Consider the following 23551-nt stretch of genomic DNA (forward strand, 5'->3'; position numbering starts at 1 on the left):
AGGATACCTAATTTTGCATATTGTTAGGTATAGCCTATTCGTGGCGTGCTTTAGATTTTTTCAGTCCATCATCTAAAACCTCTTTTTGGCTGTTTTAGAAAATAATATTGAAGCCAAAATTTCCCAAAAAAGTCACAAATGAAACACCAACTTATAGAAAAGCAAGTTAGCTTATCAGGATTTAACATTCCTTATTTAGAAGGAGGAATCGCATCAAATTCAGCACCGCTGGTATTTTTACATGGCTGGGGTGTAGGAGTTGAACCTTATCAAGAAAGCTTAAATATTTTAGTCCAGCGCTATCGCGTTATAGTGCCTCGTTTGCTAGAGTTTGAGAAACTAATTTATAATGACGCAGATTTCAACTATCAGAAATATGCTCAATTTATAATCGCTTTTTTAGATACGCTTAATATCAAAAAAGCGCATATCGTCGGACATTCCATAGGAGGAGGAATCGGTATTGCCTTGGCAGCCTCAAGGCCAGATCTTGTCCGCAGCCTATTAATAGCCGATAGCACGGGTTTTCCTCTAGGGACTGTGCCGGAAATAGTGTTACGGCGGGCTATGGAAATGCCTGCACAAGCTTGGGAAAAGCCTTTTAGCTATCAACATTTTTTGATACCTCAAGTATTCTTCCTCAACTGCTTGGTTAAGATTCGCAGTATTATCAACTTAGGCAAAATGGGGATAGAGCAAGATTTAAGACCCATTTTGCCAAAAATTCAAGTCCCGTCTTTAGTTGTGTGGGGTGAAAACGATCTGCTTACTCCTCTAAAGTCTGGCAAAGAGTTTTTTGAGGGTATAAGAGGAGCAGAAATGCTAGTTGTAGAGGAAGGATACCACGAATGGAATCTTTTCTTTGCCGATAAATTTGCAGCGATTATCTCGGAGTTTATTGAGAAAATTGAACATAGGCAAGAACAAGTTTCATATGAGCGATCGCCCCAACCTATCTAAGAGAAAACTAAATGATTTTGTTGTGGTAGCAAGTATCCCTAATTGCTGATAGGATAAACTGTTGTGCTAAAAATACAGCCCCTGTGCCAGACCAATCCAACTCTCCAAAATCTCAGCGGTTGCCCCTCCAGCGCTGGCACATTTATCCAGCAAGAGACAACCAGGCGCAACAGTTAGCGGCTGCTACTAATCTCTCGCCCCTTATAACTCAAGTGTTAATTAACCGGGGCATTGAGACAACTGAACAGGGGCTGGTCTATTTAAATCCAGATTCCCAGTTCTTGCCAACGCCGCTAGAAGAATTTCCCGATTTGGCAATCAGCGTAGATTTATTAATTGATGCCATAACATCGCACCAAAAAATTGCTATTTGTGGCGACTACGACGCCGATGGTATGACCAGCACCGCCTTATTATTAAGGGCGCTGCGTCACTTAGGCGCTAAAGTAGATTACGCCATACCCAGCCGCATGAAAGATGGCTACGGCATTAATAGTCGCATAGTTGAAGAATTCCACCGCGAAGAAGTCTCGCTAATTTTAACTGTAGATAACGGGATTTCAGCTTATGAACCCATCGATAGGGCGCGGCAACTTGGGATAAAAGTCATCGTCACCGACCACCACGATTTACCAGAGAAACTTCCCCCAGCCGATGCTATCCTCAACCCCAAACTACTCCCCGAACTTTCTCCCTATCGCGGTCTAGCTGGTGTTGGTGTTGCCTACGTTTTGGCTGTAACTCTTGCCCAAAAACTGGGTAAACTTCAGGGATTAACTAAGTCTCTTTTAGAACTATATACCTTAGGAACTATTGCCGATTTAGCACCTTTGACGGGAGTTAATCGCCGCTGGTTAAAGCGCGGGTTAAGGGAATTGCCGCACTCGCAATTAAAAGGGGTGCAAGCATTAATTGAAGTTGCTGGAGTAAAGTCAGCACCAGGAAGCGGGGAACAAGCGAATCCAACATTGTTCGCCGCTTTATCAAATGGGGGTAAAAATGCAAAAACCCTAAAACCGGAGGATATTGGTTTTAAACTTGGCCCGCGCATTAATGCCGTAGGTAGACTTGATGACCCTCAAATTGTAATTGATTTGCTGACTACAGATGATATGGGGGTAGCACAAGAACGTGCGAGGCAGTGCGAAGAAATTAACCAAAGACGACAGCAACTCTGCGAGGAAATTGAACGAGAAGCTGTTGATTTGTGCGAACAAAATCAGATTAGTTTCCAACAACAGCGCGTATTAGTTATTGTGCAAGCGGGTTGGCATCACGGGGTTATTGGTATTGTCGCCTCTCGCTTGGTGGAACGCTATGGCGTACCTGTGTTTATCGGCACTTATGAGGAAGATGGACACATCCGAGGTTCGGCGCGGAGTATTCCAGAATTCCATGTATTTGAAGCGTTGGAATCCTGCCACGACTTGTTAGAAAAATATGGCGGTCACAGGGCGGCTGGAGGTTTTTCCTTCTCAGCTAAAAATTTGGGGGCATTTCGAGAAAGATTAAGCAAGTTTGCTCACCAGTGTCTCGAACCACAACATCTAAAGCCGTTGATTTCAATTGATGCCCGCGCTAATTTTGAGCAAATCGATCTCAATCTTTACAAGCAGATTGACTCGCTACATCCCTGCGGCATTGAAAATCCAGATCCCGTTTTTTGGACGCCTGAAGTGCGGGTAGTTAGTCAACAAATTGTTGGCAAGGGTCACATCAAATTGATATTAGAACAGGACGGCCAGCCAAATAGAATTAAAGCGATCGCTTGGCGGTGGGGCGATTACTTCCCCCTACCTTCTCAAATCGATATCGCCTACAAATTGCAAGAAAACAACTGGAATGGCAACACTAATATAGAGCTAGTGTTAGTAGGTGTCAGGCTCCCGGTAACTTCTTCCCCTACGGCTGCCCAAAAGAAAGCCGAGTTTTACCACAACGATCGCCGCTACACTTGCAGCCTGGTGGAGTCTTTGAGGGAATTAAGAATTAGAAATCCCCAAGGCAAAGTCTTAGCGATTCAGCGAGGCCAAAGAGTCGGCTTTTTGGGAATAAAGCGGGAAGAAGCGGATGAAGTCGATGTGACTAAGCCACCTTATTTCGATTTAATTAAGGCTGCTCTCAGTGCTTTGGAAACTAAGTAGCCCTTGGTGTTGAGTTTTAAGTTATCGCCTTTTAACTCAACACTCAAAATTATTTTAGTTGAGTTTTGAATTATCGCCTTTTAACTCAACACTCAAAACTCAACACTCAAAACTCTTTTAAAGGTTGCCGCGCTGCGCTGCCAGTAAAAAAATCACTATTGGCCCAGACAGCATAATTAATGCTACAAAGGTCAGCTGGGCGATAACTTCCCAGTTGACGCTGCCTAAACCGCTTGCTATATCGCTTATAAACTCCATCTCTTTCCCCTCGTGGACGTTACGAATAGAATGTCTTGGGCAAAATTCGCCATTCGATTTTACCCAGCGATCGCACCCCTTATTTAAGGAACTTAACAAAAGTATAAATTTCGATAGAAAACGGTAAGGTGGTAAGGAGGAATCGGCGATCGCGTACCCAAGGCAAGAGCAACTCCCTACGCTTGCGTAGCAGAATCCCCACAACCCCAACCGAAAACAACTCACGCGGGCGTCGTAGTGGGGCAACTAGAGGCAAATGCCTGCCACCTAGCGACGCAGGCAGACTTCTAGCCTGCGGCAATTTACCTTTAAGAAGAAGTTCCCTGCAAGAACTTCATCAGCAAATCTTTATTAACTTCCACGTACTCCTCGCCAAATTTAATTAACTGAGCCACATTCACTGGCGTCGCATCGTCCATTGCATCGTTGACGATTTCCGGTTGCAGACGCAAGTATCGGGAACTATCATCATCATCCCCCATACCAGGAACGCTCATAACCTGCTCGGTAATATAGTCAGTAATGTCAGAGGGAGCGTCAAAAACTACATCAATTAGGCGTCCTTTCCATCCCCATTGAATTAATCCCCAACCCCTCGCATCTTCCCAGCGAATTGTACGATTTGAGCTTCCCGTTCCAATTGACAGCACGGCAATATCCATTGGATCTTGCTGTTCTGTATTTCCTTGTTTTTCTTTAAGTATTCTAATAGCTTCAGCCACAGCACAAGCAGTGGGATTGTTAGCGCCAACTCCACCGTCAATAACTGAATATTGCATCACCACTTCGTATTCCGAAGTTGCATCCGGTATTATCTGCCAATTTGCACCTACCCGCGCCACTCTTGAACGGCCATCATAGCTGGTGATGGGGCGAGTTTGACCGCTTCCGGTTCCGCTTGTAATCTTAATAAGCCCCTTGCTGTATTCATTCTTAGTAGAAGAGGCATTCTTTTTGTCTAACTTAATTGTATTTGTCGAGCCGTCTTGAGCAATTCCCTTTGTTACAGTCTCTAGTTTATGAGCGGGGAAATAGCTTGGAGCCGATGCGGAACAGACACAAGCCTCCCACAGCGGAACGTTCACCCAAGGTTTATCTTTACGCCAGCTTTTAAAAATTATCCCGTTTCTACTAAGGGTGTCGTAAGCTGCAATCAACAGTCTCGTCGATTTCACGTCAGACAGCCTTGTGTTGCCAAATTGGTTTTGTAGAACTTCGATCAACCCTTGGTCTGAATATTTAGGAGCAGATAAACCAAATTGCATCACCAATCCCAACCGTTGTAGTGAAAAAAGGTTGGTGTAAGGGAATATTTTGTGTCCGTTTTCCTTGTAAAGGTTGATAACTGCATCGCTTTTGAACCCCATAGCGATCGCACTGGCTAAAATCGATCCAGTTGAAGTCCCGGCAATTAGGTCAAAATATTCATTTAATGGCTGGTCTAGCTGTTTTTCGACTGCTCTTAAAATAGCTGCCGACATAACACCTCTAATACCGCCACCATCAAAACTGAGAATGCGAAAAGTCACTATTTTTTCCTCCACGAATAATCGCCGTTAAAATACTAATTAAAAAGTTTTCGACCTGATTATTTCCACGCTGATTTCACCACCAAAATCAGGAATCGGAGCAGCGGGTTTTGTCAGCCTGACTTTAACTTGGTGTACTTTATCGTATTCTAAAATAGCCAGTGCGATCGCGGAAGCCAATTTTTCCACCAAGGCAAACTTAGAGGTTTTTACAATATGCTGAATTGAAGCGATCGCGCTGCGGTAATCCAGAGTATCTTCTATTGCGTCCGTTTTCCCCGCTGTTGCTAAATCTAGCCATAACGTCAGATCCACCTCAAACCGCTGCCCCAAAACTTGCTCTTCTGGCAAGTACCCCGTATAACCGTAGCAGCGAATTCCTCTTACTTGAATGCAATCCATTTCCATGATTTCTCTGGTTTATAGACGCCCTTTTCTTCTGTATCTTTCAATTCTCGCGTCTTTCTTTAAAGAATATCACAGACAATAGCTACTCTACTGGTAAAGCCTCCAATTCAGCTACAGCGGCAAGCTTATCTTCCAAAGGCTCTGTCGATTCTGCCTCTACTACCAAGAGCATATCTTCTATATTTTCCACTATGCTAGTGCAAATATCATCTAAGGGCAAGTCATTTGGATCGCGTCCAAAAGGGTTTTCAATTTCATTACCAATTTGTTCAATACCAAATAAAATAAATGCAATCGTAGCTACAATCGGGCCAGTCCAAAAACCCGATTTCTCGACTATTTGAAACGGCAAAGCAAAACAATATATTAGCAATAGTCGCTTTAGATAAATAGCATATGCCAACGGTATTGGTGTTTTTAAAATGCGTTCGCAGCCAGTTAAAGCCTCTATCATATGATCGAGCAATAGATTCATAGCCTGTAACTGATTGCTACTCAAGCAATTACGGTCATGCTGTTGCTGCAAGTAATCACCAATCCAGAGAGCCAATTCTAATGGTTGATTTTTAACACTTTTGAGCTTTAGATATTGGGAGTTAGTAAACATACCTTCTAACTCTCCGTTGGCAAACTCTTGTCGCAGATGTAATTTAGTAGCGATCGCAAAGCTACCCAACATCCGCATAATTGCTATTTTATTCTCTTTATCTATAGCTTCTGGCGTAGCTACCCCTACCCAAATTTGCCGCGCTAAGTTACGGACGGCAACAACCAAAATACCCAAACATTTTCTACCTTCCCAAAATCGTTCGTAAGCGGTATTAGTACGAAAAACTAATAATAAACCTAAAACAAGATTGTAAACAACATTAGCAACTAAATTATCTAAAATATTTCCAGATATTGATAATCCAGAATAAGCGAATAGGGAAATTAACAAACCGAAAAGGCCGCACAACAGGACGCGGGGGAAAATAATGGGAGCAACTGAACCACGCCACTGCAAAGCCAATCTAAGCCAGTTGAATCCTTCGGTTGTCATGCTAAGTTTTCAAATTTAGTTAATAGTAGCCCGGAACTTACCAATTATTTTAATGGTGGGCGATGCCGGGCTACTAAATGAATCGTTAACCAAAAAGTATTAGTTAACTATAAATCTCGGTGGCTGAAAGGCTTGGCGTCTGCACCGCTGTAAGTGCCTGCAATATGTCCGTCACCTACAATTTGATATTTATATGTCACCAGTCCTTCCAAGCCAACTGGCCCGCGAGGGGGCATTTTCTGGGTGCTAATTCCTACTTCTGCACCCAATCCGTAGCGGAATCCATCGGCGAAGCGAGTGGAACAATTGTGATATACACCAGCAGCATCCACCTGTCCCATAAAAGTAGCGGCGGTAGTGGAATTTTCCGTAATAATTGCGTCAGTATGCCTGGAACCGTAGGTGTTGATGTGCGCGATCGCTTCGTCTAAAGAATCTACAATCTTAATAGCCAAAATCAAATCGCTGTACTCTGTCGCCCAATCTGCATCTGTCGCCGCTGAGATATTTTCTACAATCTCGCACGTTAGTCCATCGCCGCGCAATTCTACATTTTTTTCTTGCATTGCAGTAGCAACAATCGGTAAGAATGAAGTAGCGATCGCTCGATGCACCAGCAAAGTTTCTATGGCGTTGCAAGCTGCTGGATACTGAGTTTTGGCATCGATGGCGATCGCTACAGCTTTTTGAATATCCGCTTCTTCATCAACATAGACATGGCAGATTCCTTCTGCATGACCTAAGACAGGAATCCGCGTATTTTCTTGCACAAATCGCACAAAAGAATTAGAGCCTCTGGGAATAATTAAATCCACGTATTGATCTAACTGCAAAAGAGCTAAAGTTTCCTCTCTAGTAGTTAGCAACTGCACAACATCGGGATTAACATCAGTATCGGCTAATCCTTGGTGAATTGCTTTCACAATCGCTTCACAAGAACGCACAGCTTCTTGTCCGCATTTAAGGATAACGCCGTTACCCGATTTGATAGCAAGACTAGCAATTTGAATTGCTGCATCGGGACGCGCTTCAAAGATAACGCCCAAAACACCGAGAGGACAGGTGATGCGCTTGAGAATTAACCCTTCATCTAGTTCCCGGTGAGTTTGGATTTCGCCTACTGGATCTGGTAATTTACCGACATCGCGCACGCCTGCGATCGCACCCTTAAGTTTAGTCTCATCCAACTTCAACCGCGCATATAGCGGCTTAGCAATTCCAGCCGACTCCGCAGCTTTGCAATCAGCCGCGTTAGCCGCTAAGATGTCAGCGCTTGCAGATTCTAGAGAACGCGCGATCGCTTCGATGGCTTGATTTTTAGACGAGGTTGAGAGAGCCGCCAGACTTCGTGCTGAAGAACGGGTTTGTTGTGCGATCGCACTAAGAGGAATAGAAGCAATTTTAGAAGCGGTCATAGGTGTGGATCAAATGCCTGCGTGCAATCCAAAGTTTAGCAAAATATTGTCTTTTGCTAACATCTTCATCTAGTGATGCCTGCTTCTAGCTACGATATAGCTATCCCTAGAGATGATTCTCAGCAAGTAGATACAATAAATTTTAAAACTTCTCCCCTATCTTTGTCTAACTTTATCCTTTTAGCCAAGGGGATAGAAAGAATGTTTTCGGTTGATAGGCGAAATAGCCCTCCGATTTTTTAGGTTGGTGCTTAAGTCGTTTTTATGTTTAATTATGTCCTTTTCCTGGATATTTTTGACTCTTGGCGCAAGCTAGCCATATATTCTTTTAGTAAGAATATCAATTTGAGGTGCTTTGGGCAATTAGTGGAATTCTTAGTTAAGGTGTTATATAACATAGCCGGATATTTATTTTAATTAATTCACATCGAGATATTTATGGCACTTATTCCTAAGTTAGCCTCAGATACCCAGCTTAAAGCGATAGAGTCGTTGCAGGCTGAGTATGTTAAACATTTGCAGGCAAAGCAGCAATTTAGGGCTGATTTGGCTGAATATCGCCAGAAATGCCAGCAGTTGCGGACTGAAATTGCTGGTAGTAACCAGCAATTTCAGTCCGCAACTGCTTTTGCTGAATATCGCGAGAAAAACAAGCAATTGCGAGCGAAGTTGGGTGAATGTCGCCAGAAAAGACAGGAATTGCGGGTTAAGTTTGCTGAATATCGCCGGGAATTCGAGCAGGCACAGCATGAATGGGTTAGATATAGCGAGAAATGGCAGGATTTGCGGGCTGAATTTGTTATAAATCGTCAAAAATTGCAGCAGCTGCGGGTTGTTGTTAATGGCAATTCCCAAATAACATCTGAGTCTAACTGCGATTCAGATGTGCGTCTCTGTAAGATAGGCACCTTGCCTTTAGATCCCCATGCACGTTTTCGGGCGCTCTTGCAATTGCAGTCGGATGCAGATGCTCGTCTGCAAATGATAGACGAGGCGCAGTCTGATGTAGAGAGCCGTCTGCGGGAGCTAGAACAGTTGCCATTCGATTTAACCAACACTGTGCCAGAGGGGGAGCCTTTAATTGAAAATCCGCAGGTTGATGAGTTGAGTAGCGATATGTCTGACGAGTCTTTAAACCAGCTTGGGTGGGAAAAAGTCTTAGGAGCTATTGATACATTTGTTAATAAATTCCGGTATGGAGATTGGTCAGAAGGTGATGGATCAACCGCAAGCGACACTCTTTGAGTGTCGCTTGCGGTTGAAAATTTTAATTTCACCAACCCTGTCTGAGATGTCGAGCCTCGACATGCTACTGGTGTACGTCACTTTGGGGTAAGGAAAAACGCTTAGATAAGAGCTAGGGTACAGATATCGGCGATCGCGCCAGTGCAATCTCTAACGCACAATGTACTTCTAAACTTTTGCGAATTTTTAGGGTATGCCCTTGGAGTTATAGGTTATTCGTAAACCAATAACCATCCTCTCTCTTAAGGGAGATGTCCATGTCACTAGAATCTGGATTAGCGGCACTAAAACAAGAACGGTATAAAGAAGCTGTTCAATTACTGGAAAATTTTTGCCACAACTGTCTCGATACTCGCGCCACCGAGTATATGAAAGCTCAGATGGGGCTAGTGAAAGCGTATGGGGGTAGCGGGCAGACAGATAGAGCGATCGCCTTGTGTCACGAACTGGTAGCCACTAGCGAAAATGCACAAGTACGCGCCTGGGCAGAAAAAGCTCTCCAGGCGATCGCTAGCAAACAACCTGCACCCGCCCGCCAAGCAAGTAGAGCCTCGACAGTCGGCGCTAAGTTGGCAATGGCAAAGGTTGGCGGGAATCTTACCTTGGCTTCTGGCGTCACCCTCTCCTTGCTGTTCGGGATGGTGTTGGTGTTAAGTTTAGCCGTTGTCTTGATTTACAACAGCGACGATCCAAAACTGGCGCTAGCTATCGGCGTAGGTTTAACTCTGATTTTCAACACCATAGGGTTTTTCCTGTCCCCCTGGATTATGGACTTGGTACAGAACTGGATGTACCATACGCGCTGGGTGGAGATGGGAGAACTTGAAAACAAAAGTCCAGAGACAGCGAGAGTTATTCAGCGCATTTGCGAACAGAAAAAGCTGAAAACGCCCAGGCTGGGAATCATTGACGACCAGAACCCAACAGCATTTACATATGGTTCGCTACCCAACAGCGCGAGGTTGGTAGTTAGCGAAGGGCTGTTCACCTATTTAGATGATGATGAAATTGCCACCGTCTATGCCCACGAAATGGGGCATATAGTCCATTGGGACTTTGCGGTAATGACCTTAGCATCAACCTTGGTGCAAATTACTTATTTGATATACAGCTTTGCCCGTCGCTTAGGTCGGAGTGGAGGAGATAATAAAGCCAAAGATGCGATCGCTGTTGCCGCAGTTGTAGCCTATATCTTTTACCTCATTGGTACATATTTAGTGCTGTATCTATCCCGGACGCGAGAATACTATGCAGATCACTTCGCAGCCGAAAGCACTGGCAACCCCAACGGGCTATCCCGCGCCTTAGTTAAGATTGCATACGGCATTGTCGAAGAAGGTCAACGAGCTAAAGAACCCAGCCGCTTAATTGAAGGCACGAGGGCGCTAGGCATTTACGACCACAAAGCAGCCGCCAGCACGGGAACCGCTTACCGCATTGCTTCAGAACCAGCAAAAATCGGTCGCGTCTTCTTGTGGGATATGTTCAACCCTTGGGGTTGGTGGATGGAGTTGAATTCTACTCACCCCCTCACTGGAAAACGGGTTCGCGCCCTCAGTACCTATGCAGAACAACTTGGTATAGAAACTGAATTTGACATGGGGCGGATAGTGGGCGAGGGCAGAAGTCTGAGCAAGAGCAAGCTCTACGGCAACTTTTTGCTAGACATCGTACTTTACGGAGCAGAAACTATTGGCTTTGTTGCAGGTTTGGCAATTGGCTTCTTCCTAGTAATGCAATCCAAAAACCTGAGCCTGTTAGTTGGTTGCCCGCTTATCGGCTTAGGTTTGGGAGTATTGCTCAAAACATTAGTGATGTTCCCCGACTACAAGCAAGCAGCGGAAACCGACATCCTTACGTTAATGTCTGACCCTTATGCAAGTCCTTTGCGGGGACAACCAGCAAAACTGCAAGGCGAACTGATTGGGCGTGGCGATTCTGGATACAAGTTTGGATCTGATTTAACGATCCAAGACCGCAGCGGTTTACTCTATGTACACTATGCTTCTCGCTTTGGCCCCTTGGGGAACTTCCTGTTTGGCATGAAGCGAGTTCAAAGCTTGATTGGTTCAGAAGTTGGTGCATTGGGTTGGTTCCGTCGCGGCGTCGCGCCCTGGATGGATTTAATCCAGCTCAATAGTAAAAGCGGCACAATCGTTAATAGTTACCATCGTTTCTGGTCGCTGGTTTTCGGTTGTGGTTCGATTATCTTGGGCAGCGCCGCTATAGCGCTTTTGAGCAACTATCTAAATTAGCCCTCACCCTACCCTCTCCCAATGGGAGAGGGTAGGGTGAGGGCTAATCGCACCGCCAAATCTTGATAGTACCGTCATCGCCGCCGCTAGCGAGAATGTGTCCATCGGGGCTGAAAGCGAGGGAACAAACCGACCAAGTATGACCGGGAAGAGTGCAAAGTTGACGACCGCTACTCATCTGCCAGAGTTTGATGGTGTTGTCGCGACTTCCACTAGCTAAAGTTTGCCCATCGGGACTAAAAGCGATCGCATAGATCCAGCGGTCGTGACCTGCGAGGGTGCAAAGTTCCTCGCCGCTAAAGGTATCCCACAGCTTGATGTTATTGTCAAAGCTGCCGGAAGCGAGAATGTGTCCGTCGGGGCTAAAGGCGATCGCGTTAACTTGTTCGGTATGGCCTCTGAGAGTGCGTAATTCCTTACCAGTAGCGGCATCCCACAGCTTAATCGTGTTGTCGCGGCTGCCGGAAGCAACCAGACGCCCATCGGGGCTGAAAGCAACGGATAAGACTCCTCCCTCATGACCCTTGAGGGTGCAAAGTTGCCGCTGCGTAGCTGCGTGCCACAGTTTGATAGTCTTGTCACTGCTGCCGCTAGCTAGAATTCCTTTAGGGCTGAAAGCCAGAGAATTAACCCAGTTTGCATGACCCGTAAGCGTGCAAATTTCTTCTCCCGAACTGCGGTCCCAGAGCTTGATAGTATTATCCCAACTGCCGCTAGCTAGAATAGGCGATCGCAAGCTGTAGGCGACGGAAAACACCCAGTTAGCATGACCGTCGAGGGTGCAGATGTTCCGACCGCTGCTTACCTCCCAGACTTGGATAGTTTTATCCTTGCTGGCGCTGGCAAGAGTCCGCCCGTTGGGGCTAAAAGCGACAGAAAACACCCAGGTAGTATGAGCTTGGATAGTGCGATCGCACCTTAGAAATTCATGGGGATGGAATGGACGCAGCGCCTCGCGCACTTCCGGTTCTGTCCGATAACGCAGCAGCTTGAATGCACGATGCTGTAGCTGTCCCGACGTATGGTACAAAATCCGAACCAGCAAGTTTAATCCTGCCCTACCATAATTTACAGTTTCTTCTAGGGCAGCGAGCCGAACTTCTATATCTGCATTTGTTAGCCGTTGCCTTACTGCTGGCAGTCCCCCCAAGACTGCACTGCTAGGCGGTGCTGGGTTATAACCACCTTTAACTGCATCGAAGACTCTTGGTTGATTGGAATTTTCTGGCACGAGCATCTTTACTGGCACACTCCACGCGCTTTGCTACGGCTTGCCAACCTCTAGGCTTCTAATACTTGCTTTACTGTTAACTCAAGTTCTGGGAACGTTGGCGACACAATTCTGTCACATCCCATAAATTCTGTCACCTGATAAAAACCCTCTACCAGTAGCAAAACGGAAACTTTGGCACTCAGGGAATCTACAATCCAGTATTCAGGAATTTCCAGTGCGGCATATTCAGATCGTTTGTAGCGATAGTCTGTTGCAACAGTGCTTTCGCTTACGACCTCAACAACCAATAGCAATAGTTCTTCTAGTACCGCTGAGACATTTGGGGGATTTTGTCTCCATAGCGTACCTTCAATTACGCATACATCAGGATTGCGAGGTTTCTTAGAAGCGGTGCGAAATCCAACATTGGCATCTTTACTCCGCCACGCTTATTGAATTTATTGTTTCTTGTAGAGACGGCGATTTATCGCGTCTCTGTTCAACCTGACTTCTCATCAACCGTTGCACGCTTACTAAAGCTCGATTCAATTCATAACTCCGCTGGCTTGGATTATTAAGATAAGCCTGTTGTTCCTCTTCAATCATCTGCACATCTTGACGCACCAACCCATCGAGTAACTTTTGCGCCGAACCAAACAAACTATTTTTCACAAATCGCCTAAACCACACAGGCAATTTGTGCAATCGCCAAAATGCATTCAATGATGTGAAATGAATTAAATAAGCTTTCGTTGTCGTTTCATCTATGGGACACAGCAGACAATAAATTTTAAAATCTTCCCCCAAAGTTGACGACCAATGCGGGTAAATATAACTCACATCTAACGGTTCAGGGTGCAGTCGTCGCAGGGCTGGAAAAAATAACTGAGAAATAGACCAAATTTTATCTATTTTATAATAACTTAAAGCTTTATAATGAGCATCTACCCTATTATCGTCTTCGACAATATCATCAAGCACTGCTTCAGTCCAAGCTTGCCAATCTTCATGCAAATGCCCGTGATACATATCCATCAGATTTTCAATTAGATAGGAGTAATGGGCGTTACAGTTGATGACTGAAACAGTGGCGATATAGTTGAGATGTTCCCACTCTGGCAATCCTAAAATAGAAATATTGTCTGATAAGGTATCATCTCCAGGGAAAAGCCAGATAAAGCCGTCTTGTTCGCGGACGGGATAGCGGCGAATCTTGCAAGTGGGTAATTTCTGATTAGCAGCTAGATAGGGAACGGCTGCACACTCGCCTTCGTAATTAAATTGCCAACCGTGATAGGCACATTCTACGCGATCGCCCTTCACTTTCCCATGACTTAATTTAACTTGACGGTGGGGGCATCTATCCTCTAAAGCGTGAATTTTACCCCCACTATCTCGATAAATAACAATCGGTTGATTCCATAAGGTAACTCCCAAAAGCTGGTCTTTTACTTCGCTGCTTTGTGCAACCACATACCAGCGTTCTAGGTTAATTCCTAGCTGACGGATATCGCGATTTTGGTTAATTGTAGAAACGTAAGACATGAGCGCATCAACCTTATCAACAATCAAATCTTAACGGTGCATCTCACTTTTGTAAAAGTATAGTAGCGTTCCCAGGCTGGAGCCTGGAAACGATTATTACGAGGCTCCACCTCCCCACTACAGAGAAACTAACCTCAAATTTTCAACACGCCTTCTGGATTTACCGACAGCAAAGGACGCCGCTGCAAACCCTCGCGATGAAGTATCTCATTCGCCGCCAGCAATCCGCTGCTAATTGCCCTTTCCATTAAGCCACAGGGAAACGGCATCTTGACCCAATCGCCAGCAAACAACAAGTTAGAAACTTCCGTGCTAGTCTCCGGACGTTCTGCATAGCTGTTCGGTGGATAACCAGAAAAATTCTTCTGATTCACCAACTCGCGGTGCAGCATATTTGCTTCCTTCAGTGCTGGCACAATTTCATACAACTCCTGCTCAAAAGTTGTCAGCAACGCTTCCTGAGTTGGAAACTCTTTCTCTTTGTAACAGTAAGCGTGTAACTCAACAACACTACCGCCAGTTTTGCTATTCCATTCAATGAATTGATCTTGAATTCGGTGGTAAAGCGTGATGCTGTCAGTTAGTCGATAACCGGATAAAGAAGTAAACCAGCTATGTTCCCAATCAAAATCGCGGTCAAACCAGAATCGGCATACAGCAAAAGGGTCTGCTATAGCTAGCTTTTCAACTTGACTGCGGACTTTTGCATTCACCTCTCCCCCCATCAAATTAAACAGCTTTTGCACGCCAGGAACATCAGTTGCAAACACATAATAATCTGCCTGTACCGACATTGCCGATGATGTCTCTGTAGCACCACCAGATGCTAACTGCAACTTATCTTCCTGTCGCCGCACAACTTTAAACCGCGCTAAATCTCGCTGTGCTGGCCCTTTTTCTACCTTACCATTACTATCAAAAACAGCACCGTGACAAGGGCAATGAAACTTTCCATCATCTGCCTTTTGTACCGTACAACCCTGGTGAGTGCAAGTTAGAGAAATAGCTTCTCCTCCCCCAGGCTTGGCGGCAAACACTTCATCTCCAGCGCCAAAATATTCCAACTTATCATCGGCAATAACTGAGTTTCGGTTAACCCAAAATGGCACATCATTGCCAGCATTCCCCTGTTGGTAGCTAAGGGAATCAATCTTACCTTGCTGGCAGTTAATACTGCTAACTGTTGCACCAGTAATAATTTTGCCGCCTTTACCTTCAATTGCTTTAGCAATCGGTTGCACTAAACTCGTTCCCATATCCTGTTTAGTGCCGTTAAAAGCTAATCCCTCTGGATTACCAAAAAAGTAGAAGTGGAAAAATTGCATTAATTCTCCCACGCTCATTAAATCTGGCGCATTTAGACTAGATTTAGCAAAGGGGAGAAAATATAGATCGTACAACCCACGCGGAAAATCTTTCTCAACCCATTCTGCAACCGATAAATGATCTAGTCGCTTGAAAGTTTTCTGAGTTTGAAATCCAGTAATTGCTTGGAACACTTCCCAGTGCCCCATTTTTGTTAAATCAATTCCCCAGCGCAACCTATTTGGAGAGGCTATAGCTAAATCAACAATATTCCAAGGAAATGCTGAATGGCTGGGACGGAAGACTTCTGGTTGATATTTGTCATTACGAAAAACAACAGAGTAGGACTTCAAATCTACAAAATTGTCTTCGATACTCAGTTCTTTAACTAAGCTTTTGAGATTGTAATATTGGGGGAAAAAGCCATGAAATCCATGCTCCATTATGAACGTTTCATCGCCAAATTGTATCGGCCAACTGGCGATTTTTCCTCCAAGTTGGGGTGCGCGTTCCAGAAGCGTGACGCTAAACCCCCGTTGGCTGAGTTGATAAGCAGAGGCTAACCCAGCTAGTCCAGCCCCAACAACGACGACGCTGGTGGTTTTGTTGGCAAAACGCGGTAAGTCTAGGGTATCTTGCTGAAATATAGTTGGTTGCGGTTTGGAGAAGCGAGAATATCCCACTAGCCCCCCGACGGTACCGATACCGAACATTTTGAGCAGCGTGCGTCGAGAGATGCCTTGCTGCATCGCGTACCTTTGTAATTGGCTCATGTCCTATCCAGCTAAATCCTCACACGATGAAATATTGGCGCGAAACGCTGGCTGTCACCCAGCGTATTTTAATTGAATTGTTACGACGGCGACGCAGCCTGGTTTTTTGGTGTATTTTTCCAGTTTCGGTTCTGCTACTCAACGGGTTTATTTTTGCAGAACGCGCTCAACTGTCGATGACTCAGGCTTTTGAAAATGCTGCTCCTTCAACTTTGGTAGGCGCGGCGCTGTTTTTTAGCTGTCTGGGTGGTAGTGTCGCCACCGTAGTGGCTGAACGCGAACAGCTTACGCTCAAACGTCTTTTTATCTCGCCTTTGAGCGGTACGTCCTATTTTTTAGGAATTTTTCTAGCTCACACTTGCATTGGTATTGGTCAAACACTGCTAGTATACACAGTTGCATCTTTTTGGCAAGCGCAGTTTAGGGGTTCTGTGTTTCTGGGAGGAATTATTATTTTAATGAGCATTATTTCTTATGTGGGTCTAGGATTTATTCTGGGTACGCAGTTGGCACGACGAACTGAGGATGTAAATGCGCTCGTTGCGGCTTTTGGGGTGCCTTTATTAATTCTAGGCGGTGCGTTTATACCTAGCTTTGTGTTTCCGCAGATGTTGCTAGATATTGCTAAATTTAATCCAATTTATCACATGAATCAGGCGTTGTTGGGCGTGTCTGCTAATTCACAAGGTTTGCCTGATATTAAGTCGCATTTTTTATTTTTGTGCAGCTTTTCTGTTCTAATGCTAGTCTGCGGTTGGTTATCTTATCGCCGAATGTTAATGGTTGAACGCAGGTTATAAATTATGAATTATCCAGCCTTTTAGGTCTGTATGGCACGCGGCAATTACGGAGGCAAAACCTCAAGTTTTGGGCACTGTCGGACTAATAAAATATTTTAATTTATACTATTAAATGTGTTGACAATTTCGTGTATTTATAGTTAAATAAAGGTGGTATTGACAGTGTAGGCATGATGCCTACACTGTTGCCTATTTTAGTTAAAGAATAGCTAGTGCTAGAGATAAAGAAGCTAAGTAAGTCTTACGGGAAGCGAGTAGTTTTAGAGGATTTGACGCTACATATCCCAGATGGAGAGATTTACGGGCTGCTGGGGCCAAATGGTGCGGGAAAGACGACTACTATTAATATTATTTGTAATTTAATTAGGGCGGATAGTGGCGCGATCGCTATCAATAATAAACCAGTGTCAGAAGCAACAAAACCCCTGATTGGTGTAGCGCCGCAAGAAAATTTACTCTATAAAACTCTAACTTGCGAGGAAAATTTAAAATTTTTTGCTAAGATATACGGCTTGCAGGGTAAGCATTTGCAAGAACGAGTACAAATTTGTTTGCAAGCTGTTAATTTAGCAGATAGAGCAAAAAGTCCCGTCGAAACTCTCAGCGGCGGAATGCAGCGGCGGTTGAATATTGCTGTTGCGCTTGTTCATAACCCTAAGTTGGCTATTCTAGATGAACCGACGACGGGTTTAGATATCGAGGCGCGTTATGAAGTTTGGGAGTTAATTCGGAAATTGAAAAGTCAGGGAATGACTGTTTTGCTGACTACTCATTTATTAGATGAAGCAGAGCGTCTATGCCAGCGAATTGGTATTCTTAAGGGTGGGCGAATTGTGGCTGAGGGAAGTTTGGCTGAGTTGCGATCGCATATTTCGGCTGAAGAAATTGTAGTAGTTCAGACTAAGGATGAAGCAGGCGCGATCGCTAGGGGGAAAGAATGCGGTTTCATCCATCGCCGCTATGGTAACGATCTGGCTTTCTGGCTTCCAGAAAATTTAGAATTAAAGGAAATTCTTTCCCGCTTTGAGGGGATTTCGCTAGAATCTATTTCGCGTCAACCCGTGCGCTTGGAACATATTTATGTTGAGGTGACGCAAGGGGAAGACTATTTTAGATTTTAGATTTTGGATTTTGGATGTTGTGTTGAACCGCGAAGACGCTAAGGACGCTAAGGATAGAGAGAATTAGAGGCGATCGCGCAAAGCCTAAGATATCGCGCAAAGCCTAAGATGTTGAACCGCGAAGACGCTAAGGACGCTAAGGATAGAGAGAATTAGGGGCGATCGCGCAAAGCCTAAGATGTCGAACAGACCTGCACTCCGAAGCCGAGGGAAGAGAGATTAAGTAGAATTAGAGTAGGACATCGCGGGTGTTGTTTTAGGCGCTTAGACCGCAGTTAGCTACATCGAAAGCGTTCAAAATAGTTCCTCTAGTTAAGTCCCAAATCTCGATAATCCGTTCTTTGGTAGCGCTGACTAGCGTCTGGCTATCTTTTCTAAAGGCGACGGCGACGACCGAACTGGTATGTCCCGCCAGGGTGTGTAATAGTTCCCCAGTATTTAAATCCCAAATCTTGATTGTCTTGTCTTTACTACCACTCGCCAGCAGGTGATTATCGGGACTAAAGGCTACAGAGACAACTGAATCGGAATGTCCTGCTAAAGTGCGCCGCAATTCTCCAGTTCGTAAATCCCAAACTTTAATAGTTTTGTCCTTAATGCTATCAGCAGCAGCAAGAATTTGCCCGTTAGGGCTGAGGGCTAGGGAACTTCCTTTGATTTGGGTATGTCCCCCTGACCTAGAAAGAACCTCGCTTTTATCGCGATCGCTAGCGAACCCTGTTGCTACCAACGATACCGAGTCTTTTTGGGAACTTGTCCTGTAGGTCATGGTTAAGCCGCCCATAAATCTATGCATCTATCTATAGATATAATTTAAGCACTTTTTACCGCCTTCTGCCAGGAACTACATCAAGATTCATGGCAAGGTAAACTGTTGTAACTGGTTAGTAACGTTTTGCCTTTCGTAGTTAAAGAAGTGTGATATGCCTACGTTGTTATTGGAAGTTGGTACAGAAGAACTGCCTGCAAGCTTTGTGGATGACGCCATAGAACAATGGCGCGATCGCATTCCCAAAAGCCTTGCTGAAAATTCTTTAAACAGTGATTCGATACAGGTTTACGGTACTCCCCGACGCCTAGCGCTTCTTATTTCAGGTTTGCCAAACAGACAGCCAGATCGAGAAGAAGAAGTTAAAGGCCCCCCGGCGGCTGCTGCGTTTAAGGATGGCAAACCGACACCCGCAGCGGCGGGATTTGCCAAAAAGCAAGGCGTGGAACTCGATACCTTAGAAATACGCCCTACTGATAAGGGTGATTTTGTTTTTGTTCGTAAAATAATCTATGGGCGTCCAGCAGCCGACATTTTGACGGAACTGGTTCCAGGTTGGATATTAGGGTTAGAAGGTAAACGTTTGATGCGGTGGGCGGATGGAGATATCAAGTTTCCCCGCCCGATTCGGTGGTTGGTGGCTTTGCTGGATGATGACCTGTTACCAATAACTTTGGTAAGTGGTTCGGAGACCGTTAAGAGCGATCGCATTTCCCAAGCACATCGAATTTTACATCCAGAACCTGTCAGTATTTCCCAAGCTTCAGACTATATTAATGTTTTGAGTGCTGCCTACGTTCAAGTTAATCAAGATGAACGTAAAGCTAAAATTCAAGAACAAGTGCAGGCGGCGGCTGAAAAAATCGGCGGTAGTGCTGAGATTTCTCCTAATTTACTGCAAGAAGTCACTAATTTGGTGGAATGGCCAAGCGCGGTTATCGGCAAATTTGACGCTGAGTTTTTAAGTTTGCCCTCAGAGGTGACTACTACTGTAATGGTGACTCACCAACGCTACTTCCCTGTATTTAAAAATAAAGAAAGTAGCGAATTATTACCAAATTTTATCACTATTTCTAACGGCGATCCAGCTAAATCTGAGATTATTGCTGCTGGTAATGCGCGGGTGATTAGGGCGCGGTTAGCTGATGGACAGTTTTTCTACAAAGCTGACTTATCCCAACCGTTGGAAAGCTATCTGCCCCAGTTAGAAAAAGTTACGTTCCAAGAAGATTTAGGGACAATTCGCAATAAGTTAGATAGAATTTGCAAAATTGCGGCGTTAATTAGCGAACAACTGCAATTAAGCTCGGAAGATGCTAACAGTATACAGCGTACAGCCTTGCTGTGCAAAGCTGACTTAGTAACCGAAATGGTGGGCGAATTTCCAGAATTGCAAGGGGTCATGGGTGAGAAATACGCCCGCGCCAGCGGTGAAACGGAGGCGGTGTCAAGGGGTGTTTTTGAGCATTACTTGCCAAGAGGTGCAGGCGATAAATTACCTGAATCCCTGACTGGCCAAGTTGTAGGTTTGGCCGATAGACTAGATACGTTGGTTAGCATTTTTGGATTGGGAATGCTGCCAACTGGTTCAGGAGATCCGTTTGCGCTACGCCGTGCTGCTAATGCAGTTATTAATATTACTTGGACGGCTGGTTTGGGTATCAATTTGCAGAAGTTAGTTGAGCAAATTGCAGCGGATTTTGTTGCCAGCCATCCCAAAGCAAAACATGAGGAATTAGTGCAACAGTTGCAGGAATTTTTCTTACAAAGACTGCGTAATCTGTTGCAAGAAGATCGTGGTGTTGACTACGATTTGGTGAATGCGATTCTGGGAGAGAATGATTCAGAGTATACTGAACGGGCGTTGCAGGATTTATTAGATGTGCGCGATCGCGCCTTGTTCCTACAATCTATCCGCAATAATGGCAAGCTGAAGGAAATTTATGAAACTGTCAACCGTTCTACTCGTCTAGCAGCACAAGGCGATTTAGATAAGCAACAGTTAGATCCAGATTCCTTAGTGCGTCCGGAATTATTTCAAAAGTCTTGCGAACAAGCATTTTACGATGCATTAGTGCAGCTAGTACCGCAAACACAAGAGGCGCGATCGCAGCGAAATTATCAACAACTTGTAGAAGCGATAAGTCAGATCGCCCCAACAGTTAGCGGATTTTTTGATGGCCCGGAAAGCGTTTTAGTAATGGATGCAAATCCAGAAATTAAACGCAATCGATTGAATATACTGGGGTTGCTGCGTAACCATGCGCGCGTACTGGCAGATTTTGGTGCGATCGTGAAAAGTTAGTCGCGCCTTCGCTGGCTAAAAGCTCAAATTCGTTGAACCAGACTAAAAGATTGTGTTTTAGTTAGATCAGTTTTAACTGATTTAAGCTTTTAGCCAGGGGTTTACGCCCCTGGCGGGCTGTCAAAAAAGCTGTCAATTTGACTTATGAGAAAACAGGGGTAATGACTTGCCTTGATAAGATGGACGCAGCAAAAATTGCCAGTTAGATTCCGAAAACACCATTAAGCAGTAAGATGAAAGTTGGCTAAACCAGGGATTTCTGCCATTGAATTTATGCCCATTGCTCATATTATTGGTCTAGGAAAATCGGGAATTGCTGCTGCACGATTGTTAAAACGGGACGGTTGGGAGGTTACGCTTAGCGATCGCAACACTTCCGAACAACTCCGCCAACAGCAGCAGATGCTTGAAGGTGAGGGAATTACTGTTAAACTAAGCTATTCTCTAGAACTCGACAGCGCCGATTTACCTCAAACAATTGTCGTCAGTCCAGGCGTTCCTTGGGATGCACCACTATTAGTTCAAGCCAGAGCGCTGGGGATAGAGACAATTGGAGAAATAGAACTCGCTTGGCGATATCTCCAGTCTTCTCCTTGGGTGGGTATTACCGGAACTAACGGCAAAACTACCACAACAGCTTTAATTGCCGCTATCTTTCAAGCCGCTGGATTTAATGCCCCCGCGTGCGGCAACATCGGCTATGCTGCCTGCGAGGTAGCTTTAGCCTTACCTCAGCCAGACTGGGTAATTGCGGAAATTAGCAGCTATCAAATTGAATCATCGCCCTCCGTTGCTCCTACAATTGGCGTTTGGACAACTTTTACCCCCGATCACCTCAGCCGTCACGGAACCATACAGAACTACTACGACATCAAAGCGCATCTGCTGCGTCAATCCCAGCAGCAAATATTAAACGGAGATGACGCTTACTTGCGTAAAGTAGGGGCACAGTTAATTTCCCCCGAAAAAACTAATACTTGGTGGACGAGTGTAAGAGGAAAAAGCAATTTACTAGGCAATCCATCTGTGGGATTCTACATAGAAGATGGTTGGGTTGTAGAGGTATTAGATGCAAAACCACCCGCTCGAATTCTACCAGTAGCAACTTTGCGGATGGTGGGCGAACACAATCAGCAAAATTTGTTGATGGCTGTGGCGGCGGCGCGGTTGGCAGGAATTGATAAGGCTGCGATCGCGCAAGCAATTGCCAAGTTTCCTGGAGTCCCCCATCGCCTCGAACACATCGTTACTTGGCAAAAAATAGACTTCATTAATGACAGCAAAGCGACCAACTATGATGCGGCGCAAGTTGGTTTATCGGCTGTTAATGCTCCTGCTATCTTAATTGCTGGTGGAGAAGCTAAAGCGGGTGATGACAATGGTTGGCTGGAAACAATTCAAGCCAAAGCCGCTGCTGTATTATTAATTGGCAGCGCCGCCAGTGCTTTCGCTCAAAGACTAGAACAAATTGGTTATTCAAGTTACGAGATTGTGGAAACAATGGATAAAGCTATAGCTAGATCTGCTGAATTAGCTAAACAGCACAGTGCCAATGTTGTTTTGTTATCTCCTGCTTGTGCTAGCTTTGACCAATACCAAAACTTCGAGCAACGGGGCGACCATTTTAGGAACCTTTGTCACGAGTTTGTAGATAGCTATAGTTCAGATAAAAAGTAAGGCTCCCTAGCCTCCTTAAAAACGAAAAAAATAGCCCCCAACTCAAGCGATTGGGGGACTATTCGGCAGTAATAGAGGATAACTTTATACCCTGAAAAGGTGTTGCCAGCCCTAGATAAATTGTGCAGCCAATTCTTTAACTTGTAGAGAATTACACGGAATATTATCCATTAGAATTGCAGTTGGCATCCTACTTGTATGAATTTCTAACCACCCATCTGGCGGCGCTTCAAAAAATAGGCGCTGTTGCGGAAAAACAACGCGCTCAAAGTACCAATTTGCAATATTCACGATCCGAACAACCTGCATCTGATTAGTCGCATTCACATAACAGCATAGAATTGTATTGGAACCCAAAGGTAGAGCATTGAGTATTTGAGTCATAATTTTCTGCCTTGGTGATTCTGAGGATTAACGAGTGTAGATTTTGACGGGAACTGATTTATTAAATATCAGCAGTTCTTACTCGCCTTGAGCATCTCTGAGATTTAATTACTGCTTAGTTTGTTCCAACTCTTCCCAGAACATCGCAATTTTTCTGTAAGCCTCTAGCAGAGGAATTTTTTCTTTATCTTTATAGGAGATTAACCCCACTTGGCGAGCCAACTCCTGTAGCTTTGTATTAAAAAGCAAATTCTTTGACTTTAACTCTTTGTAGTAGCTAATTTGAGAATATAAATACTCTGATTGATGCACCATATTTCCCTCCTTATTTATTTTTTTCATACTTCTATTTGTACTAGCAGAAGATAAACAACTGACAACTATATAAGGCTGGACTATCTAA

General features: G+C 44.7%; 19 protein-coding genes and 1 pseudogene. 8 read left to right on the forward strand and 12 right to left on the reverse strand.

What is annotated here, in order from left to right:
- Positions 1–138 precede the first annotated feature (138 nt).
- Both H6F77_RS15160 and recJ read left to right on the forward strand, forming a co-directional pair.
- The gene (locus tag H6F77_RS15160; protein ID WP_190489522.1) at positions 139–960 is read left to right on the forward strand and encodes an alpha/beta fold hydrolase; all 822 of its coding nucleotides are present in this window, start codon (positions 139–141) and stop codon (positions 958–960) included.
- A gap of 83 nt (positions 961–1043) precedes the next feature.
- Complete coding sequence (gene recJ / locus H6F77_RS15165) at positions 1044–3104, forward strand: single-stranded-DNA-specific exonuclease RecJ (RefSeq protein ID WP_190489523.1); 2061 nt, start codon at positions 1044–1046, stop codon at positions 3102–3104.
- Positions 3105–3221: 117 nt separating this feature from the next.
- Here the strand turns inward: recJ and psb30 are convergent, their stop codons facing one another.
- The 5 genes from psb30 to H6F77_RS15190 all read right to left on the reverse strand — a co-directional run bounded on the left by psb30 (position 3222) and on the right by H6F77_RS15190 (position 7756).
- Positions 3222–3587, reverse strand: coding sequence for a photosystem II reaction center protein Ycf12/Psb30 (gene psb30, locus H6F77_RS29005; protein ID WP_309228855.1), 366 nt, complete (start codon positions 3585–3587; stop codon positions 3222–3224).
- A gap of 83 nt (positions 3588–3670) precedes the next feature.
- A complete protein-coding gene (locus tag H6F77_RS15175) occupies positions 3671–4891 on the reverse strand; it encodes a patatin-like phospholipase family protein (protein ID WP_190489524.1) in 1221 nt (406 codons plus the stop codon).
- 39 nt (positions 4892–4930) lie between these two features.
- A complete protein-coding gene (gene folB / locus H6F77_RS15180) occupies positions 4931–5293 on the reverse strand; it encodes a dihydroneopterin aldolase (RefSeq protein WP_190489588.1) in 363 nt (120 codons plus the stop codon).
- Positions 5294–5381: 88 nt separating this feature from the next.
- Positions 5382–6341: a bestrophin family protein gene (locus H6F77_RS15185; protein WP_190489525.1), complete on the reverse strand. Its 960-nt coding sequence runs from the start codon at positions 6339–6341 to the stop codon at positions 5382–5384.
- Between the two features lie 107 nt (positions 6342–6448).
- Positions 6449–7756: a glutamate-5-semialdehyde dehydrogenase gene (locus H6F77_RS15190; protein WP_190489526.1), complete on the reverse strand. Its 1308-nt coding sequence runs from the start codon at positions 7754–7756 to the stop codon at positions 6449–6451.
- 438 nt (positions 7757–8194) lie between these two features.
- Between H6F77_RS15190 and H6F77_RS15195 the strand changes: the two genes are divergently transcribed.
- The gene (locus H6F77_RS15195; protein WP_190489527.1) at positions 8195–9001 is read left to right on the forward strand and encodes a hypothetical protein; all 807 of its coding nucleotides are present in this window, start codon (positions 8195–8197) and stop codon (positions 8999–9001) included.
- Positions 9002–9258: 257 nt separating this feature from the next.
- On the forward strand, positions 9259–11256 hold the full coding sequence (locus tag H6F77_RS15200) for a zinc metalloprotease HtpX (protein ID WP_190489528.1): 1998 nt from the start codon (positions 9259–9261) through the stop codon (positions 11254–11256).
- Between the two features lie 43 nt (positions 11257–11299).
- Here the strand turns inward: H6F77_RS15200 and H6F77_RS15205 are convergent, their stop codons facing one another.
- From H6F77_RS15205 to H6F77_RS15220, 4 genes and pseudogenes are all read right to left on the reverse strand, one after another.
- Positions 11300–12493, reverse strand: coding sequence for a WD40 repeat domain-containing protein (locus H6F77_RS15205; protein ID WP_206753469.1), 1194 nt, complete (start codon positions 12491–12493; stop codon positions 11300–11302).
- 44 nt (positions 12494–12537) lie between these two features.
- Positions 12538–12888 (reverse strand): annotated as a pseudogene (locus tag H6F77_RS15210) (Uma2 family endonuclease); the annotation flags it as partial.
- 16 nt (positions 12889–12904) lie between these two features.
- Entirely contained in the window at positions 12905–14014 is a 1110-nt protein-coding gene (locus H6F77_RS15215; RefSeq protein ID WP_190489589.1) for an aromatic ring-hydroxylating dioxygenase subunit alpha, read from the reverse strand.
- Between the two features lie 134 nt (positions 14015–14148).
- Positions 14149–16092 (reverse strand): FAD-dependent oxidoreductase, encoded by a 1944-nt coding sequence (locus tag H6F77_RS15220; protein ID WP_199321350.1) that lies wholly within the window; start codon positions 16090–16092, stop codon positions 14149–14151.
- A 26-nt stretch (positions 16093–16118) separates the two neighbouring features.
- Here H6F77_RS15220 and H6F77_RS15225 point away from each other — a divergent pair, with 26 nt between their 5' ends.
- Together H6F77_RS15225 and H6F77_RS15230 are read left to right on the forward strand one after the other, a co-directional pair.
- Entirely contained in the window at positions 16119–16892 is a 774-nt protein-coding gene (locus tag H6F77_RS15225) for an ABC transporter permease (protein ID WP_190489530.1), read from the forward strand.
- A gap of 212 nt (positions 16893–17104) precedes the next feature.
- The gene (locus tag H6F77_RS15230) at positions 17105–18013 is read left to right on the forward strand and encodes an ABC transporter ATP-binding protein (protein ID WP_190489531.1); all 909 of its coding nucleotides are present in this window, start codon (positions 17105–17107) and stop codon (positions 18011–18013) included.
- 256 nt (positions 18014–18269) lie between these two features.
- Here H6F77_RS15230 and H6F77_RS15235 read toward each other — a convergent pair whose 3' ends face one another.
- A complete protein-coding gene (locus H6F77_RS15235; RefSeq protein WP_190489532.1) occupies positions 18270–18782 on the reverse strand; it encodes a WD40 repeat domain-containing protein in 513 nt (170 codons plus the stop codon).
- 154 nt (positions 18783–18936) lie between these two features.
- Here H6F77_RS15235 and glyS point away from each other — a divergent pair, with 154 nt between their 5' ends.
- The gene (gene glyS / locus H6F77_RS15240) at positions 18937–21087 is read left to right on the forward strand and encodes a glycine--tRNA ligase subunit beta (protein ID WP_190489533.1); all 2151 of its coding nucleotides are present in this window, start codon (positions 18937–18939) and stop codon (positions 21085–21087) included.
- Positions 21088–21360: 273 nt separating this feature from the next.
- Positions 21361–22764 (forward strand): UDP-N-acetylmuramoyl-L-alanine--D-glutamate ligase, encoded by a 1404-nt coding sequence (gene murD, locus H6F77_RS15245; protein ID WP_190489591.1) that lies wholly within the window; start codon positions 21361–21363, stop codon positions 22762–22764.
- Between the two features lie 111 nt (positions 22765–22875).
- On the opposite strand, the gene H6F77_RS15250 is transcribed toward murD, so the two are convergent.
- Positions 22876–23148, reverse strand: coding sequence for a DUF1830 domain-containing protein (locus tag H6F77_RS15250; RefSeq protein ID WP_190489534.1), 273 nt, complete (start codon positions 23146–23148; stop codon positions 22876–22878).
- Between the two features lie 108 nt (positions 23149–23256).
- Positions 23257–23463: a DUF7219 family protein gene (locus H6F77_RS15255; RefSeq protein ID WP_190489535.1), complete on the reverse strand. Its 207-nt coding sequence runs from the start codon at positions 23461–23463 to the stop codon at positions 23257–23259.
- Positions 23464–23551: the final 88 nt, after the last annotated feature.

It is taken from the genome of Microcoleus sp. FACHB-831, from assembly GCF_014695585.1.
Classification (GTDB): domain Bacteria; phylum Cyanobacteriota; class Cyanobacteriia; order Cyanobacteriales; family FACHB-T130; genus FACHB-831.